Source organism: Mycobacterium sp. (genome assembly GCF_052143115.1).
Classification (GTDB): Bacteria; Actinomycetota; Actinomycetes; order Mycobacteriales; family Mycobacteriaceae; genus Mycobacterium.
Map to the genome: position 1 here is coordinate 1 of NZ_JBKQTQ010000051.1, position 17,340 is coordinate 17,340.

13 protein-coding genes and 1 pseudogene are annotated in these 17,340 nt (G+C 66.3%); 7 read left to right on the top strand and 7 right to left on the bottom strand.

The window, feature by feature from the left end; genetic code table 11:
• The coding region (locus ACLQI9_RS05460) for a type I polyketide synthase (protein ID WP_442391260.1) at positions 1-1,299 on the bottom strand (1,299 nt) is incomplete at its 3' end.
• Between the two features lie 347 nt (positions 1,300-1,646).
• A complete protein-coding gene (locus ACLQI9_RS05465) occupies positions 1,647-1,985 on the bottom strand; it encodes a hypothetical protein (protein ID WP_442378481.1) in 339 nt (112 codons plus the stop codon).
• A gap of 152 nt (positions 1,986-2,137) precedes the next feature.
• On the opposite strand from ACLQI9_RS05465, the gene rbpA reads away from it, so the two are divergent.
• A complete protein-coding gene (gene rbpA, locus ACLQI9_RS05470) occupies positions 2,138-2,476 on the top strand; it encodes an RNA polymerase-binding protein RbpA (RefSeq protein ID WP_442378480.1) in 339 nt (112 codons plus the stop codon).
• 20 nt (positions 2,477-2,496) lie between these two features.
• On the opposite strand, the pseudogene lnt reads toward rbpA, so the two are convergent.
• The 3 genes and pseudogenes from lnt to ACLQI9_RS05485 form a co-directional block, all read right to left on the bottom strand.
• Positions 2,497-5,129, bottom strand: a pseudogene (gene lnt / locus ACLQI9_RS05475) (apolipoprotein N-acyltransferase).
• 289 nt (positions 5,130-5,418) lie between these two features.
• Positions 5,419-6,960: an amidohydrolase gene (locus ACLQI9_RS05480; protein ID WP_442378485.1), complete on the bottom strand. Its 1,542-nt coding sequence runs from the start codon at positions 6,958-6,960 to the stop codon at positions 5,419-5,421.
• Between the two features lie 100 nt (positions 6,961-7,060).
• Positions 7,061-7,618, bottom strand: coding sequence for an FxsA family protein (locus ACLQI9_RS05485; RefSeq protein ID WP_442378477.1), 558 nt, complete (start codon positions 7,616-7,618; stop codon positions 7,061-7,063).
• 67 nt (positions 7,619-7,685) lie between these two features.
• Here ACLQI9_RS05485 and ACLQI9_RS05490 point away from each other — a divergent pair, with 67 nt between their 5' ends.
• Together ACLQI9_RS05490 and ACLQI9_RS05495 are read left to right on the top strand one after the other, a co-directional pair.
• Complete coding sequence (locus tag ACLQI9_RS05490) at positions 7,686-8,384, top strand: dienelactone hydrolase family protein (protein ID WP_442378476.1); 699 nt, start codon at positions 7,686-7,688, stop codon at positions 8,382-8,384.
• A gap of 231 nt (positions 8,385-8,615) precedes the next feature.
• Entirely contained in the window at positions 8,616-9,335 is a 720-nt protein-coding gene (locus ACLQI9_RS05495) for a hypothetical protein (RefSeq protein ID WP_442378475.1), read from the top strand.
• A gap of 16 nt (positions 9,336-9,351) precedes the next feature.
• On the opposite strand, the gene ACLQI9_RS05500 is transcribed toward ACLQI9_RS05495, so the two are convergent.
• A complete protein-coding gene (locus tag ACLQI9_RS05500) occupies positions 9,352-9,735 on the bottom strand; it encodes a PPOX class F420-dependent oxidoreductase (RefSeq protein WP_442378474.1) in 384 nt (127 codons plus the stop codon).
• 120 nt (positions 9,736-9,855) lie between these two features.
• Here ACLQI9_RS05500 and ACLQI9_RS05505 point away from each other — a divergent pair, with 120 nt between their 5' ends.
• From ACLQI9_RS05505 to ACLQI9_RS05520, 4 genes are read left to right on the top strand one after another with little or no spacing between them, the layout of a single operon-like run.
• Positions 9,856-11,058: a DUF1214 domain-containing protein gene (locus ACLQI9_RS05505; RefSeq protein ID WP_442378484.1), complete on the top strand. Its 1,203-nt coding sequence runs from the start codon at positions 9,856-9,858 to the stop codon at positions 11,056-11,058.
• On the top strand, positions 11,055-12,200 hold the full coding sequence (locus ACLQI9_RS05510) for a sulfotransferase family protein (RefSeq protein ID WP_442378483.1): 1,146 nt from the start codon (positions 11,055-11,057) through the stop codon (positions 12,198-12,200). Before ACLQI9_RS05505 ends, ACLQI9_RS05510 begins: the two co-directional genes overlap by 4 nt.
• Positions 12,184-12,819 carry a TetR/AcrR family transcriptional regulator gene (locus ACLQI9_RS05515; protein ID WP_442378473.1) on the top strand — a complete coding sequence of 212 codons (636 nt, stop codon included), beginning with the start codon at positions 12,184-12,186 and terminating at the stop codon, positions 12,817-12,819. The genes ACLQI9_RS05510 and ACLQI9_RS05515 overlap by 17 nt, the downstream gene beginning before the upstream one ends.
• Before the next feature lie 25 nt (positions 12,820-12,844).
• Positions 12,845-13,648, top strand: a complete 804-nt coding sequence (locus ACLQI9_RS05520; protein WP_442378472.1) for an SDR family NAD(P)-dependent oxidoreductase — start codon at positions 12,845-12,847, stop codon at positions 13,646-13,648.
• Positions 13,649-13,653: 5 nt separating this feature from the next.
• On the opposite strand, the gene cobN is transcribed toward ACLQI9_RS05520, so the two are convergent.
• A complete protein-coding gene (gene cobN / locus ACLQI9_RS05525; RefSeq protein ID WP_442391262.1) occupies positions 13,654-17,241 on the bottom strand; it encodes a cobaltochelatase subunit CobN in 3,588 nt (1,195 codons plus the stop codon).
• Positions 17,242-17,340: the final 99 nt, after the last annotated feature.

The window sequence follows — 17,340 nt, forward strand, 5'->3', positions numbered from 1 at the left end:
ATTGGCCGACTCGGCCTTCCATGGCTGCGGTTCCATCAACAACTCCACCGACCCCGCCGACCAATCCACGTGCGGAGAAGGCGCATCCACATGCAATGTTGCCGGCAACGTCTCATGGCGCATCGCCTGCACCATCTTGATCACCCCGGCCACCCCCGCCGCCGCCTGGGTGTGACCCATGTTCGACTTGATCGACCCCAACCACAGCGGCGCACTGCGGTCCTGCCCATAGGTCGCCAACAACGCCTGGGCCTCGATCGGATCACCCAACGTGGTGCCCGTGCCGTGGCCCTCCACCGCGTCGACATCGGCGGGGCTCAACCCGGCGTTGACCAGCGCCGACCGCACCACCCGTTGCTGCGAGGGCCCATTGGGCGCGGTCAACCCATTCGACGCGCCGTCCTGATTGACCGCCGAACCCCGGACCACCGCCAACACCGGATGCCCTAACCGCTGCGCATCCGAGAGCCGCTCCACCACTAACATGGCGCCACCCTCGGACCAGCCGACACCGTCGGCCGCCGCAGAGAAGGGCTTGCACCGGCCGTCCGGCGACAAGCCGCGGTGCCGGCTGAATTCAACGAACACGGTTGGCGTGGCGTTGACGGTCGCACCGCCGGCCAGCGCCAGGTCGCACTCCCCCGACCGCAATGACTGCACCGCCATATGCAGGGCCACCAGCGACGACGAGCACGCGGTATCCACCGACACCGCCGGGCCCTCCAACCCCAGCACATACGCCACCCGGCCGGTGGCCACACTCGACGTCATGCCGGTCAGTCGGTAGCCCTCGATCTCCTCGGCAAGCATGCCGTAGCCCTGAACGATGATTCCGGCGAATACACCGGTGGCGCTGCCCCGCAACGTGGTCGGGTCAACCCCCGCCCGCTCCAGCGCCTCCCACGACAACTCCAACAGCATCCGGTGCTGCGGATCGGTCGCCAGCGCCTCGCTGGGTGAGACACCGAAGAACGCCGCGTCAAAACCCGCGACATCGTCGACGAACCCACCGGCACGCACATAGCACTTGTGCGGCGCGTCGGGATCCGCGTCGAATAAGCCGGCAAGATCCCAGCCCCGATCGGTCGGAAACTCCGACATCACGTCGCGGCCCTGGGCCACAATGTCCCACAGGCCCTCCGGGGAATCCACTCCACCGGGGAAACGGCACGCCATCCCGACGATCGCGATCGGCTCGCTCGACCGCTCCAGCAGCGCGCGGTTCTTGCGCTTGAGGCGCTCGACCTGGACCAGCGCTTTCCGCAATGCTTCAGTCGCGTGCTGAAGTTGGTCAACCATGTCGTTACCCCTCGCCTAACGTCGGTCGTCGCTGAATCCGGAATGCGGCCCTGAGCGCAGGAGCCGAGTCAAGCGCGGCACGGACGACCAGAAAGGCTTCGTACCTGCTCTTCGACCGGAGAACATCGTTGGCGTGGGTGGCCAACTTCGACAGGGTTCCCAATACTTCCGATACTCCCGGCTTCGTACCCGGAGAAGTCGCGCTACGCGCCGACTTGCTCGCCCGATTCGTGGCCTGGGTCCGCAGCCAATTCCGGCGTTGCCCAGCGATCCATGGCGAGACTGTACCCGTCACCGGTCAGCCGGGGTTAAGCGCGTGGTAACACGGCTTTCGGTGGTCTGCGCGGTCAGCGCCAGCCGTCGGCGGCCGCGGCGGCTCGTACCAGCGCATCGCACAGTTCACGTAGTTCGGTTGCCTCGGCTCCTTCGTCCAGCGCCGTCGCGACATCTTCTGCCGCGCATCGCACCTGATAGACGCGGTCGGACAGGTCAGCGGCTTCGTCAGCGGACAGCACCACCGCGTCCGGGGGCAAAGACGCACCTTGCCCGCCGTTGATCGAGGTCCGCTGCTCGTAGGCCCGCTGCCGACACGATTGCCTGCAGTACTGGCGGCGACGGCCCATACCGCTGTCGGCTACGTCGCGTCCGCACCAGCGGCACGGCTGCGGGCGGACGCGACGTGTCACGCGCCCGACTTTAGTCGGGGTTAGACCGGGATCCCGGTATCATAGACCGTCGAGTCGCATGGGCCTCGGACAAACCCTGGGAACTCTGCTGACCGCCGAGGCGTTGATTAGAGCGCTAGCTGCTGAGAAGACGTTAAGAGGAGTGGGTACCAATGGCTGATCGTGTCCTGAGAGGCAGTCGCCTTGGAGCCGTAAGCTACGAGACCGACCGCAATCACGACCTGGCGCCACGCCAGATTGCGCGGTATCGCACGGAGAACGGCGAGGAATTCGACGTGCCGTTCGCCGACGATGCCGAAATCCCCGGCGCCTGGCTGTGCCGCAACGGTATGGAAGGCACCCTGATCGAGGGTGACCTGCCGGAGCCCAAAAAGGTCAAGGCGCCCCGCACGCACTGGGACATGCTGCTCGAGCGCCGCTCGGTTGAGGAGCTCGACGAATTGCTCAAGGAGCGTCTGGAGCTGATCAGGTCGCGCCGTCGCGGCAGCTGACGACGACGCCGGCGGCTAGCTCAGCTGTTGATCGGTACCGCACGGTTGCGGTTGAGCCGGCCGCTGATCCCCCACTGGGCGACTTTGACCAGCGCTTCGCGGATGTTGGATCCGCTCATCTTGGATACTCCTAGCTCACGCTCGGTGAACGTGATCGGCACCTCGACAACCACGAAGCCGTTGTTGATCGCGCGCCAGGTCAGATCGATCTGGAAGCAGTAACCCTTGGAATCGACTGCGTCCAGGTCGATCTTTTGCAGAACTTCCCGACGGTAGGCGCGGTAGCCGGCGGTGATGTCATGTATGCCAATGCCCAATGCCAACCGCGCATACGTGTTGGCCGTCCAGGACAGCGCCCAGCGCCGCCAAGGCCAGTTCTGCACGTCTCCGCCGTCGACGTAGCGCGAACCGATGGCCAGGTCGGCTCCGGCATCGACCGCGTCCAGCAGTAGGTGGAGCTGTTCGGGCGCGTGACTACCGTCGGCGTCCATCTCCACCAGCGTCGAGTAGTTCCGACTCAGCCCCCAGGCGAAGCCCGCCAGGTATGCCGCGCCCAGACCATCCTTGACGGTGCGGTGCATGACATGGATCCGGCCGGGGTCGGCCGAGGCCAGCTCTTCGGCGAGCTGTCCGGTGCCGTCGGGGCTGTTGTCGTCGACGATTAGCACGTGCACGTCAGGACGGGCCTGTTGGAGGCGCTGCAGGATCAGCGGGAGGTTCTCCCGCTCGTTATAGGTGGGGATGATCACCAGGGTGCGCTGGGTGGGGCCATCGCCCGCAACCCGCGACACCGGATCGCCGGTGGTCATGTGTCTCCTTTTTCTGGCCTTTCTGGCCGATGGTCAAGTATGGGGGCTGAGTGTTGGCCGCCCTCGTCGAGCGCGGCGTCCTCGCCGTCCTCGACAGGCTCGGGGTCGGCTACTGTGCCGTCTACGTCGTTTTCGTCGGCTACTTCATCGTCGCCGAGCGGCTCGTCGTCGGATTTCTCCTTCGCTGCGCTGACGTTCTTCGCCAGCTCCGACAAACGACGGTTCATATCCGTGAACCATCCATTGTGCAGCATTGCAGCGAGAAGGACCGCGACAGCGGCCACGACCAGGCTTCCCTGCACGATCGGGCCCCACTTAGCTGCCGACGTCAGCGTTGTTTTGCGGCGCACCTGGTTGTCCAGGTAGGCCGGCTCGAAGAACCTCGTCCGGCCCAGCTCGCGGCCATCGGGCGTGACCAGGGCGGAGATTCCTACGTTGCTGGCCACGACGGTGTAGCGGTCGAGCTCCACCGCGCGAACCTTCGAGAAGGCCAGCTGCTGCTCACTCATGGTCTGGTTGAAGTTGGCGTTGTTGGCGGGCGCCACGAGCACCTCAGCGCCGTTGCGGACCGAGTCTCGCAACGCGCGGTCGAATATCACTTCCCAGCAGGTTGCGACCCCAACCGGAACCCCCGCGGCATGCAACACCCCTGTGCCGTTGCCCGGGACGATATAGCCCGCCAAGTCGGCGAGCCCGGACAGATGGCGGAAGAAACCACGCCAGGGCAGGTATTCCCCGAACGGCTGCACGATCCGCTTGTCGTGGCGGTCGCCTGGTCCCGTCTTCGGATTCCAGACGATCACCGTGTTGGTCTGCGCCGGGGCGTCCGGCGCCCGGCCCGCGACGTCGAGCACCGTACCGACCAGAATCGGCGCGCCGATCGCCTCAACGGCCACCGAGATCTGCTGCGCCGCGTCCGGGTTGGTCAGCGGATCGAATTCCGAGGCGTCCTCGGGCCAGACGACGAAGTCGGGTTGGGGCGCACGCCCGGCATGCACGTCGTCGGCCAGGTGGCGGGTCTCCCCGACGTCGTTGCCCAGCACCGCAAGACGTTGCGCGTTGAACTCCAGGCCGAGCCGGGGCACGTTGCCCTGGACCACTGCGGCGGTGACGACGGGTTCGTTCCCCGATCCGGTGCCGGAATGGCGTACTTGCGGCCAGATGGCCGCGGTCGCGAAAAACACCAGGCAGATGCAGATCGCCGGCAGCACCACCGCTGGCGGCCGGTCAACCGTTTGCGGCTGGCGGGACGCCAGCAGCCACGACGCGATCTCCAATGCGATCGCGGTGGCGCTGCAACCGACCAACACGATCCCCAACGACAGCAGCGGAACGCTGCCCAGCCGGACCAACGGCAGAAATGGGCCATCGGTCTGGCCGGCGGCCACCACGCCCCAGGGGAATCCGCCGAATGGGACCGTGCACTTCAACCATTCCTGGGCCGCCCACAACACCGCGAACCAGATCGGCCAGCCGGGAAGCTGCCGCACCACGACGGCGAGCAGACCGAAAATCCCCGGAAACAGCGCGCATACCAGCACCAGTGCCAGCAGGGGTGCGACGCCCACCAGGATGCTGACCCAGTGGATCAACGGCAGGTAGAACGCCAAGCCGAACAGGAAGCCGTAGCCGAAGCCGCCCAGCGGTGTGGTGGCCGGGCGGGTCAGCACCCACGCCAGCACCGCGAACGCGATGACGGCGGCCCACCACCAGTTGAACCCTGGATAGCTCGAACAGAGCAGCAAACCGGCAATGCTTGCCGCGCCGAGGCGCGTCAGGCGCGGCCGCAAGGCCCTGCCCAACTGCGGTAGCCGCTTTCGCAGCTCGTTGCCGAGCCAGACCAGCAGCGCCGCGCTGAGCTGGATCAGTCGCTGCCCTACATAGGTCCCGACTTCACGGGCGCGGTTGCCGAACCTCGCAAGCCGATCATCGCCGTGGTCTGGCTCGCGGTCGGTGTCGGCGTCCTGCGGCTCGAGGTCGGTTTCGAGCTCGGCGTCCTGATCGTCCTGATCGTCTTGATCGTGGTCGTCATCGTCTTGCACGGGGATTTCGCCGGTGGCGTCGTCATCGACCACGGGGATGACCTCGGTGTCCTCCCCGGGCCGCATCCAGCGGTCGAACCGCCTGATGCCCCTAGCCATGGATGACTGCGCCCCTGTGCACGGTTTGCCGACAACGGGGCAACGTGTCGGTCGGGCCCAGACGCGGCAGTCCCGGCACCCTCGACCGCGGATCGGTAGACCACCGCCGGACGGCGTCACTTGGCGCGCTGGCTTCGAGCTCGCTGAGGTCGGCGACGTCCCAGACGGCGTAGGACGCCGGCGCGCCGGGCACCAGGGTGCCCATCAGCCCGTCCTTCACACCGCCGGCCCGCCAGCCACCGCGGGTCGCCGCGGCGAAGGCCGCTCGCACCGAGACCGAGCTGCCCGGCATGTGGTGGTTGGCGGCTGCGCGGACGGTCGCCCAGGGGTCGAGGCCGGTCACCGGGGCGTCGGATCCGAACGCGAGGGCCACGCCTTGGGATGCTAACAGCGCAAACGGGTTGAGAGCCCCTGCTCGGTCGACTCCCAGACGACGGGCGTACATGCCATCCTGGCCGCCCCAGAGTGCGTCGAAATTGGGCTGCATGCTGGCCATGACACCCCACGCCCCCAGCTTGGCTGCCTGATCTGCGTTGACCATCTCCAGGTGCTCCAAGCGGTGCCCGCAGCGGGCCACCGCGACCACGCCGAGGTCTTCGACGACGCGCTCAAAAGCGGCGACGACAGCCGAGACCGCGGCGTCGCCGATGACGTGGAAACCCGCCGTCACGCCGGCCTCGGTACACGCCTTTACATGCGCGGTGACGACGTCGGGATCCACGTAGCAGGTCCCGACCCGGTGCGGGGCATCGGCATAAGGCTCATGCAGCCAGGCGGTGCGTGAGCCCAGGGCGCCGTCGACGAAGAGGTCACCGGCCAGCCCGGCTGCACCGGTGTCCTCGACGAGCGCGCGTGCCTGCGCGGGGCTGGTCACCGCCTCACCCCAGTACCCGGTCACCTGGACGCCGTGGTTGACGGCACACAGTTGCCGCCAGTCGTCGAGCCCGCCGATTTCGGGGCCGGCGCATTCGTGTACCGCGACGATCCCGCTGGCGGCGGCGGCGTCCAGTGCGGCCATACGCGCTGCGGCGCCCTGGGCATCTGTCAATAGGTCGCGCGCGGCGGCGCGGACCAGGTGATGGGCGTCGCCGACCACGGGTTGCTGTTCGGCGAATCCGGTCGCCGACGCGAGTCCCGGCACCCGCTCGCGCAGACCGGTCGAGGCCAGCGCCGAGTGCACATCGACCCGGGCCAGATAGGCGGGCCGGCCACCCAACACCGCGTCTAGGTCCGCGGTGCTCGGCGCGGCATTCTCCGGCCATGCGGATTCGTCCCAGCCGTGACCCCAGACCGGCTGGCCAGGGTGGGCGGCCGCATAGTCGCCGATCAGCCGCAGGCAATGCCGACGCGACGTCGAGGCCCGCAAATCGAGCCCGGTCAGCGTCAGGCCCGTGGCGGCGAGGTGGATGTGGCTGTCGACAAAGCCAGGCGCGACGAAGCCACCGTCGAGATCGACCAGCTCGGCACCCTGGAACTGGCCTCGACCAACGTCGTCGCTGCCCAGCCACACCACGACACCGTCGCGGACCGCCATCGCGGTCGCGTCGGGATGGGTCGGGCTGTGAACCCGGCCGTTGACCAACAGCGTCGTGGGCACCTGAGGCACGCAGCAAACCTACGGGGCGGGGATGGATCTACTCGGGCCCGCCCGGCGACGATGCGGGCCGTGCATCGGGCCGAGGAGGAGCCGGGCAATCAGACCGCGGCGGCAGGGCCGGCGGGTCGACCTCCGTGACGTCAGTGACGTCTAAGACCTCGCCGTCGATGTAATCCGGCCGGGGTCGGGACGCCGACCCGTATCGATCCGCGCCGGCCGTGGTGACGGTGATCAGCGGCGCACGTCGGCCGATGCCGCGAAGGGCCATCGCCGTCAGCGCCGGGCGGGCGGCGGCCCGGGTCGGCGGAAACAGCAGCAACATCCCGACGGCAGTGCTGACCAGCCCGGGAACCACAACGAGCACCGTGCCCAGCGCGACCAGCGCGCCGTCGGTGGCCAACCGTGACTGCCCCGTAGTCAGCCCGGATCGCAACCGCGTGAGCTGGCGCTTGAGTTGCGAACCCGCCAACGCCATTCCGGCGACAAACGCGGCCAGCAACAGCAAGAGAGTCCAGCCCAGCCCGATCGTCGCCGCCAGCGCCACCACCACCGCGAGCTCGACGACGACGTAGACCAGAAACAGTCGCGACACCATGAGATGGCAACGTCGTGGGCGCCCGCTCAAGTTCCGCGAGTCGCCGCAGCACGGTTAGATGGCTGAAGTGACGACAATCGAGATCGATACCCCGGCCGGCCCCATCGATGCGCTGCTCGATATTCCCGAGGGCCAAGGCCCCTGGCCGGGTGTGGTGATAATTCACGACGCGATCGGTTACGGCCCGGACAAAGAGTCGACCAACGCCCATATCGCCCGGGCGGGATACGTTGCGCTGACGCCGAACCTGTTCGCGCGGGGCGGCTGGGCGCGATGCGTCACCAAAGTCATGCGTGATGTCCTGACCAAGCGGGGGCGCGCGCTCGATGACGTGCTGGCCGCCCGCGACCACCTGCAGGCCCTGCCGGAATGCACCGGTCGGGTCGGCATCGCGGGGTTCTGCATGGGCGGCCAGTTCGCATTAGTCATGTCGCCCAAGGGCTTTAGTGCCTCGGCACCGTTCTACGGTACTCCGCTGCCGCGCGAGCTCAGCGAAACGCTGGACGGCGCATGCCCGATCGTGGCCAGCTTCGGCGGCCGTGACCCCATGGGCATCGGGGCGGCAAAAAAACTCGAGCAAGTTCTCGACCACAAAGGCGTCACCAACGACGTCAAGGTCTACCCGGGTGCCGGCCACGGCTTCGCCAACAAGCTTCCCGCCCAGCCACTAATCCGCATTGCCGGATTCGGCTACAACCAGGCCGCCACCGAGGACGCGTGGGCGCGCGTCTTCACGTTCTTCGGCGAACACCTGCGCGGCGGCTAGCCGTTGCTCGAGGTCGGTGACCGCGCCCCGTTGACTAGGTGGATGAGCTGGTCGCGGCGCTCGATCCCGAGTTTTAACCTGGTTGCCGCTGAGGCGGTGAGTGACTTTGTAGGCTCGGAGCCCAATTTTGGACGGAGCACAACTCACACGGAGGTGGCGACCGGCCCCACCAAGCTCCGGAATGCCGATCCGCGTACCGACGTGCCGGCCCTTTAAACGGTTTGCATCAAGATGATCGCCGCCGCCACCATAGCCGCCGTCATAATCACTGGCTACTGCGTATGGGTGCGGCGTGACGCATGGAATTGTCGGTGGGAGCTGGGTAGCAGCATCACCGCGGCGTCAATGTTCGCCTGCCTCCTCCTGATGAATCCCGCGCTGTCCCTGACATTGTCCGCACCCTTACACGATCTCACCGGGCTGTGGAATATCGAGGACCTGCTGGGCCACCTGGCCTATCTGGCCGGGCTCGTCACACTCGCCCAGACGCTGGCGAAGCGAACCAATCTTGATGACCCGGAACGGTTCTTGCGCCGCCGCCTGGAGGCCCCTATCGCGATCGCGCTGCCGCTGCTGATCGGGCTATTCATCGTTGCCACACCAGGGAAGCATTGGCCGGATCTTTTCCGGGCTCCAGAAACGGGGTGGATGACTCTTTATTGGCTGGCGCTATGCACCAGCGCAAGTTATCTATTAATCCCCATCTTGAGACTGCTGTGGGTGGTGCGCCGCGACCCACGCTCCACCGTCACCGCCAACATCTATCTCGCCGCCATCACCATCGACTTGGGTTGTCTTAGCTCTGTTGTAGCTTCACGCGTGATAACGGGCTTTCCGGCCGCAGTCACATGGATGCTGCTGTGCGTGGCCGCCTGCGGCTACGCCATCGCTCCCGCATATTCATGGCACATCAAGACGCGCACGACACCGTGGCGCGCGCCCTTGACGTAAGTCAAGCGATGCGCCGCTACCCGGCCAAGCGCAGTTCCAGGCCGACGTTGTTCTGCATGCCGCCGCGCAGCTTGCTGAACAGATTGAACACCCGACCGATCAGGCCGTACTCCCGGCCGATGGCGTCATAGACCGCACCGGTCTGTGATTTGTGGAGGATGGCCGCGGTCGCCTCGATCGCCTCGCCCTTCGCGCGGCCGCGGATATCGCAGACGGCCAGCGTCACCCGCGGGGTGTTGCGGATCCGCTTGACCTTCCACGCCTTCTCCTCGCTGATGACCAGCAGCCGGTCACCGTCGGAAGCGGCCCAGACCGGAGTCGGCTTGGGCCGGCCGTCCTTCGTGAAAGTCGTCAGCAGGACGTACTGCGCCTTGGCGACGTCGGCAAAAGTCGGTGACACAGCGCAACCCTACCCCGGTGAGCAAACTCGACGTTGACATCCTCAGTCCTTAAATGAATATATTGTTTTCACTTAAGGACTCATCGAAGCGAGGGAAATGTGAGCGATCCGGCGCGGCCGATGGCGTGGTTGCCGTTTTCGATCGCCGAGGCGGCCCTGTCCGGCAACGGGGACACCCTCGAGTTGCCGCGGGCGTGGTCGTATCTGTTGGACCGGCTCCGCGGGGCAGCGGAGGTCGTGGAATCCGATCCGGCGAGCCAAAATCGGGTCGATCTCGCCGCGGGCATGCGGCATCTGCTCGTGCTGCTCGCCGCGGGTATCGACGAGGTGTTGCGGTTTGATCCCGATCCGATCCTGTGCGTCCAACCGACCAGTACCGACGACCTTGTGACCTGGGGAATGGAATGCCCGGACTGCATTTACACCCGAGCCGTGCTGCGCGGCGGGGAGAGTTATCGACTGTTCGGCAATCGAGGGACCGCCCGCTACGTCGGGCTGCAGACGATGAACGGAATCGTGGCGACGGCCAACGAACTCGTCGACGAACTCGAGGTGGATGCCGACGGGAACTTCGAGGTGGTGTTGTCGGCCGAGGAGCGAGCTGGAAATTGGATGCGGATTGACGGCGACCATCCCACGCTGACGGTGCGGCACTTCTTCTACGACTGGGACACCGAGGTGGCTTCGTCGCTGCGCATCGAACGACTCGGCGACGCGGTGGCAGCCGACGGCGGCTCGGTGGATCGGGAGGTGGCGGTGTCGCGTCAACTCGTCGCCCTCGGCGACTTCGTCCACGACAACCTGGCATTCTTTTTGAAATTCGGGGCCGCGGCGCCGCTAAACGGTTTCCTGCCACCGATCGACCGCACTGACATGGGCGCGGCCGCGGAGAACAGGCCGGTGATCGGTCGGTGGGAGCTGCGCCCCGACGAGGCCCTCATCGTCGAAGTTGAACCACCCGAAGGAATCTACTGGAGTTTCTCCATCGGCAACCCGTGGTGGGAAACCATTCACTATGGGCGTCATCAATCCAGCCTGAACGCTCATCAAGTAGCGGTGGATTCCGACGGCCTGGTGCGAGTTGTGCTGTGCGAGGGTGACCCTGGGGTCGCGAACTGGCTCGACACCGCCGGCCATAGCAACGGTCCGATCATCCTGCGCTGCGTGCGCACCAAGACCGCGCCGACACCGACCACCCGAATCGTGCCGTTCGAGCAACTCGCCTCGGAGTTGCCTTCGGACACCACCAGAGTCACTCCCGAAGAGCGGTCGTCCGTCCTTGCGGCACGACGCCGCGCCGTGCGCGAGAGGTTCGGACACTGATGTTCGATGCCGACGAATTGGAGGCCGGCGCCTGCGCCGCAACGGGTCTCGAGGATTTCGGTTCGTCCTACTATCGCGAGGGACTCGAACGTATCGCTGAAGCGCTGAATACCGAGGCAGACCTCAACGACTTGGGCCGCGTCATCCAGCATGCCACCGTCAGTAACGCCCTGATTCAGCGCCTCAAGGTTGAGGACACCTACCGTCAGCACCCCGAGATCGACGATCAGGTGATCGGCGGTCCCGTCTTCGTGATCGGGTTACCCCGCACCGGCACCACGGCGGTGAGCCAACTGGTGGCGGCAGATCCGCAATTCCGATCCCTGCGGATGTGGGAATCCCAGGCGCCCACCCCACCGCCGGAGAGCGCCACCCAAGAAACCGATCCACGCATCGCGCAGGCCGAGGCCGGGCTGAAGATGCTCGACGACATGTTCCCGCTGATGAAGACGATGTATAACTCCGAGGCAACGGCCCCGACCGAATGCCAAGACCTGATGGGAATGAGTTTCCGTACCTTCCACTTCGACGGTGCCGTGCGCGCGCCCGGGTATCTGGCGTGGGTGATGGACTGCGATATGCGCGAGACCTACACGTTTCACCGTCGGGTGCTCAGGCTGTTGCAGTGGCATTGCCCACCGGTGTTATGGCACCTCAAGACCCCTGTGCACATGTTCGCCCTCGACGCGCTTGTCGAGGCCTACCCGAACGCCAAATTCCTTTGGAGTCATCGCGATCCGGCTAAGGTGATGGGCTCGGTGTGCAGCCTCATCCAGTACGTGCGCAGCTGGAGCAGCGACCGCAACGACGCTAAGGAACTTGGCGCTGAGCAAGTAGACTGCTGGGTTGAAGGTGTCCGGCGGGCAATGGATTTCCGCAGCCGGACGGGCGACGACCGGTTCGCCGACGTCTCGTTCGCCGATCTGCAAAGCGATCCCGTCGGCACTCTGCAAACCAGCTACGAGCGTCTGGGTTTGAGCTTCACCGACGCGACATCCGCGTCCGTCAACCAGTGGGCCGAGACGCATCAACCGGGGTCGCGCGGTGCACACGACTATGACCTGGCCGACTACGGCCTGACACCCGACAGCGTTCGTGAGCGATTCGCTGATTACCTGGCCCGCTATGACGCAACTGGCTGACGACGCGAGCGCTCCTCGCGCGCGGCGACGCGACAAGCTGGGTCCTGATCCCGCTGTGCGCCGCGAGATTCTGGCCGCCGCGTCAACAACGCTGCGAGAGCGGGGTGTTCGCGGGCTCAGCATTGCCGGGGTCCTGGGACGAGCGGGATTGAGCACCCGGGCGTTCTATCGGCATTTCGAATCCAAGGACGAACTGGTTGCCGCCGTGTTTCTGGAGACCGCGCGCGTCGAGAAGCGACGACTCCGACGCCGAATGGCCGCTGCCACAACGGAGATCGAAGCGGTAACGGCGTGGATCGACGGACGCCTCGATTTGGCATTCGACGAGAACATCGGATCCGATCTGCGGCGGCTGTCGCTGGAGGCTCAGTCGCAGACCTTCACCTCCCCCGGCCTGATTCAGCCCGCATACGCAGAGATGCTCACACCGCTCATCGAGGCGCTGCAGCGCGGACTGCGCAGCGGAGTGTTTCGCGACGTCGAGCCGGTCACCGGCGCCCAATTCATCCATGGCGTGGTGTGGGTCGGCATCGACCGGCAATGGACGACGGGCGAATGTGACCGCGACGAGCTTCGGCAACGCATTCTGCATTTCGTCCTGCGCGGACTGGGCGTGTGACTCCAACCGACTAAGGGAGATAACCATGGATCTGGGCTTCGCCGGATCGACAGCTGTGGTCACGGGCGGCAGCAAAGGGATGGGACTGGCCATCGCGGAAACCCTTGCGGCCGAAGGGGCCAGCGTGGCGGTGATGGCGCGAGGCCAAGAAGCGCGCGACGCCGCTGTCACGTCGCTGCGCGAAGCCGGGGCGCCGGACGCCGTGGGGATCAGCGTGGACATGGCGGACGCCGAGTCGATCGCTGCCGGCTTTGCCGCGGTCGCCGAGCGTTGGGGACAACTCAATTGCCTGGTCCACACCATTGGACCGGGCGACGGTTATTTCGAGCAGATGGACGACGGCCAGTGGGACGCCACGTTTGCGCTCGGGACGATGTCGGCGGTGCGGTCGATCCGCGCCGCCTTGCCCCTGCTGCGGTCTGCGGACTGGGCCCGCATTGTGACGCTGTCGGCGCACTCTATTCAGCGGCAGAGCCCACGCATTGTCGCTTATACGGCATCAAAGGCGGCGCTGGCCAGCGTCACCAAGAATTTGTCCAAGAGCCTGGCCAAGGACGACATTCTGGTTAACTGCGTCTGCCCAGGCACCATCGTGACCGCCAGCTTCACCGAGAACCTCAAAGATATCCTCGCCGCGGACGGCTTGGACGCCACCGACCCACGTGACGTTATGACATGGATCGACAACAACTTTCACCAGCCCTGCGACCTGGGCCGCGCCGGACTCCCCGAAGAGGTCGCGTCGCTTACCGCGTACCTGGCGTCCCGCCGCAACGGCTACGTCACCGGCGCAACCGTGAACGTGGACGGTGGCTCAGACTTCGTCTGAGTCGTCTAACGGCCTTCGAGGTCGCCTTCGGTTTCCAGCAGCACCCGGCGCAGCGCGTCGAGCGTGGCCGGTTGCGGGTCGGCCCACATCCCGCGGCTGACGGCCTCCAGCAACCGTTCGGCCATCCCATGCAGCGCCCACGGGTTGGACTCGGTCATGAACTTGCGGTTCTCGAGATCCAGCACATAGGACTCGGTGAGCTGCTCGTACATCCAGTCAGCCATCACCCCCGCGGTGGCGTCGTAGCCGAACAGGTAGTCGACGGTGGCGGCCATCTCGAATGCGCCCTTGTAGCCGTGCCGACGCATCGCGGTCATCCAGCGCGGGTTGACGACACGGGCACGAAAGACTCGGGTGGTCTCCTCGGACAACGTGCGCGTGCGGACTGCGTCGGGGCGCGTGTTGTCGCCGATATAGGCGGCGGGTGCCTGTCCGGTCAGCGCCCGCACGGTGGCCACCATGCCGCCGTGGTATTGGAAGTAGTCGTCGGAGTCGGCGATGTCGTGCTCACGGGTATCGGTGTTTTTGGCGGCGACCGCGATGCGCCGGTACTGCCGGTTCATGTCGTCGGTGGCGGCCCGGCCATCAAGGCCGCGCCCGTAGGCGAAGCCGCCCCAGGCGGTGTACACCTGCGCCAGGTCGGCGTCGTCGCGCCAATTGCGGCTGTCGATCAGCTGCAGCAGCCCGGCGCCGTAGGTGCCCGGCTTCGATCCGAAAATCCTTGTGGTGGCTCGACGTTGGTCGCCGTGCTGCGCGAGGTCTGTTTGGGCGTGCGCGCGCACGTAATTGTCGTCGGCCGACTCGTCGAGGTCGGCGACCAACCGCACCGCGTCGTCGAGCATCGTCACCACGTGCGGGAACGCGTCACGGAAAAATCCGGAGATGCGCACTGTGACGTCGATGCGGGGCCGACCCAGCTCGGTCAGCGGGATCGGCGCCAGGTCGACGACACGTCGCGAGGCATCGTCCCAGACGGGTCGAACACCCAGCAGCGCAAGGACTTCGGCGATGTCGTCACCGGATGTGCGCATCGCCGAGGTGCCCCACACCGACAGGCCGACTGACTGCGGCCAGGTTCCGTAGTCGTCGCGGTAGCGGGCCAGCAGTGAATCCGCCATGGCCACACCGGTTTCCCAGGCCAGCCGCGACGGCACCGCTTTCGGGTCGACGGAATAGAAGTTGCGTCCGGTGGGCAGCACATTGACCAACCCGCGCAGCGGGGAGCCCGATGGTCCGGCGGCGATGAAACGGCCGTCCAATGCCCGCAGTATTTGGTCGATCTCCCCTGCTGTGCCGGCCAGCCGGGGCACCACCTCGGTGGCGGCGAATCGCAATACCGAGGTGACCGCGGGATCGTCGCTGAGACGCACGGCGGCGGCCGGGTCCCAACCGCTCGCCTGCAGCGCCGCGACCAGCTGACGCGCCTGGTCTTCGGCCGCGTCGACCGATTGCCGCTCGTCGGTGCCGTCCTCGGCCAGGCCAAGTGCCTGGCGCAAACCGGGCACCGACTGGTCGCCGCCGAAGAGTTGGCGGGCGCGCAGCACCGCCAGCACCAGGTTCAGTTCCTGCTCGCCTTGTGGGACCTCGGCGAGGATGTGCAGGCCGTCGCGGATCTGAACGTCCTTGATTTCGCACAACCATCCGTCGACGTGTAGCAGCATGTCGTCGAACGAATCGTCTTCCGGCCGCTCGGCAAGTCCCAGATCGTGGTCCATCTTGGCCGCCCGGATCAGCGTCCAGATCTGCTGCCGGATGGCGGGCAGCTTGCCGGGGTCGAGCGCGGCGACGCTGGCGTGTTCGTCGAGCAGTTGCTCCAAACGAGCGATGTCCCCGTAAGTTTCGGCACGTGCCATCGGCGGGATCAGGTGGTCGACGAGCACGGCGTGGGCGCGCCGCTTGGCTTGGGTGCCCTCGCCTGGGTCGTTGACCAAAAACGGATAGATCAGCGGCAGATCGCCCAAGGCGGCATCGGACCCGCAGGCCGCCGACATGCCCAGCGTTTTGCCGGGCAGCCATTCGAGGTTGCCGTGCTTGCCGAGATGCACGACGGCATCGGCATCAAAGCTGTTGCTGAATCCACGCCCCAGCCACTGGTAGGTGGCCAGGTAGTGGTGGCTGGGCGGCAGATCCGGGTCGTGGTAGATCGCGACCGGGTTCTCCCCGAAGCCCCGCGGCGGCTGCACCATCAGCACCAAGTTTTCGGCTTGCATTGCGGCGATGATGATTTCGCCGTCCGGATCGTTGGAACGGTCGACGAAAAGCTCGCCCGGCGGAGGTCCCCAATGCGCCTGCACGGCGTCGGCCAACTCGGCGGGCAGGGTGGCGAACCATGCCCGATAGTAGTTGGCGGACACCCGGATCGGGTTGCCGGCCAACTGACCGTCGGTGAGCCACTCGGGATCCTGTCCACCGCGTTCGATCAGCGCGTGGATCAGCGCATCGCCATCGGCGGATTCGACGCCGGGTAACTCGCCCACCTGATAGCCACGCTCGCGCATCGCCCTCAGCACCGCCACCGCGCTGGCCGGGGTGTCCAAGCCGACCGCGTTGCCGATCCGGGAGTGCTTGGTCGGGTAGGCAGAGAACACCACGGCCACCCGCTTGTCGACAGCTGCGACGTGCCGCAGCCGGGCATGGGCGACCGCCAGGCCGGCGACCCGCGCGCAGCGCTCCGGATCCGCGACGTAGGAGATCAGCCCCTCGTCGTCAATCTCCTTGAACGAGAAGGGAACCGTGATGATGCGTCCGTCGAACTCGGGAACCGCAACCTGGCTGGTGACGTCGAGTGGGCTGAGCCCGTCGTCGTTGTCGCACCACTGCGAGCGGGAACTGGTCAGGCACAGCCCCTGCAGGATCGGGATGTCCAGCGCGGCGAGGTGTTCGACGTTCCAGCTGTCATCGACACCTCCAGCCGCCACCGCAGCGGGTGTCAGGCCGCCGGCGGCCAGTACGGTGACCACCATCGCGTCGGCCTGCCCGAGCGTGTGCAGCATGTCCGGTTCGGCGGTCCGCAGCGACGCGCAGTACAGCGGCAGCGGCCGCCCGCCGGCAGCTTCGATCGCCTGACACAGGGCTTCGACGTAGCCGGTGTTGCCGGCCAGGTGCTGCGCTCGGTAGTACAGCACCCCAATGGTCGGGCCGCTACCTTCGGCGTACCCCCACTCCAGCACACCCCAGGTGGGAGTACTGACCGGCTCGGTGAACCCGAAACCGGTCATCAGCACGGTGTCCGACAGGAAGGCGTGCAACTGGCGCAGGTTGGACACACCCCCCTGAGCCAGATAGATATGCGCTTGTAGCGCAACGCCCGCAGGCACGGTCGACCGTTCGGTCAGGTCGGCATCGGGCGCTTGTTCGCCGCTGACCACGACAGCGGGGATACCGCTGACCAGCACCGTGTCGATGCCGTCCTGCCAGGCGCGGTAGCCGCCCAGGATGCGGACCACGGCCATGTCGACGCCGTCCGTCAGCTCGGTGAGCTCGCCGGGCAGTAGCCGCGCGGGATTGGCCCACCGGTAGTTGGCGCCGCTGGCGCGGGCGGTGATCAGGTCGGTGTCGGAGGTGGACACCAGCAAGATGGTCGGCTCGGCCACCTGTCATTCGTACCGCAACGGAACTTGGTGCTCAGCCTCGGCACCGCTTCGGGGTCGTCGGACGCCTACGCTTTAACCGGACCAAAAGGAGCACTGAGC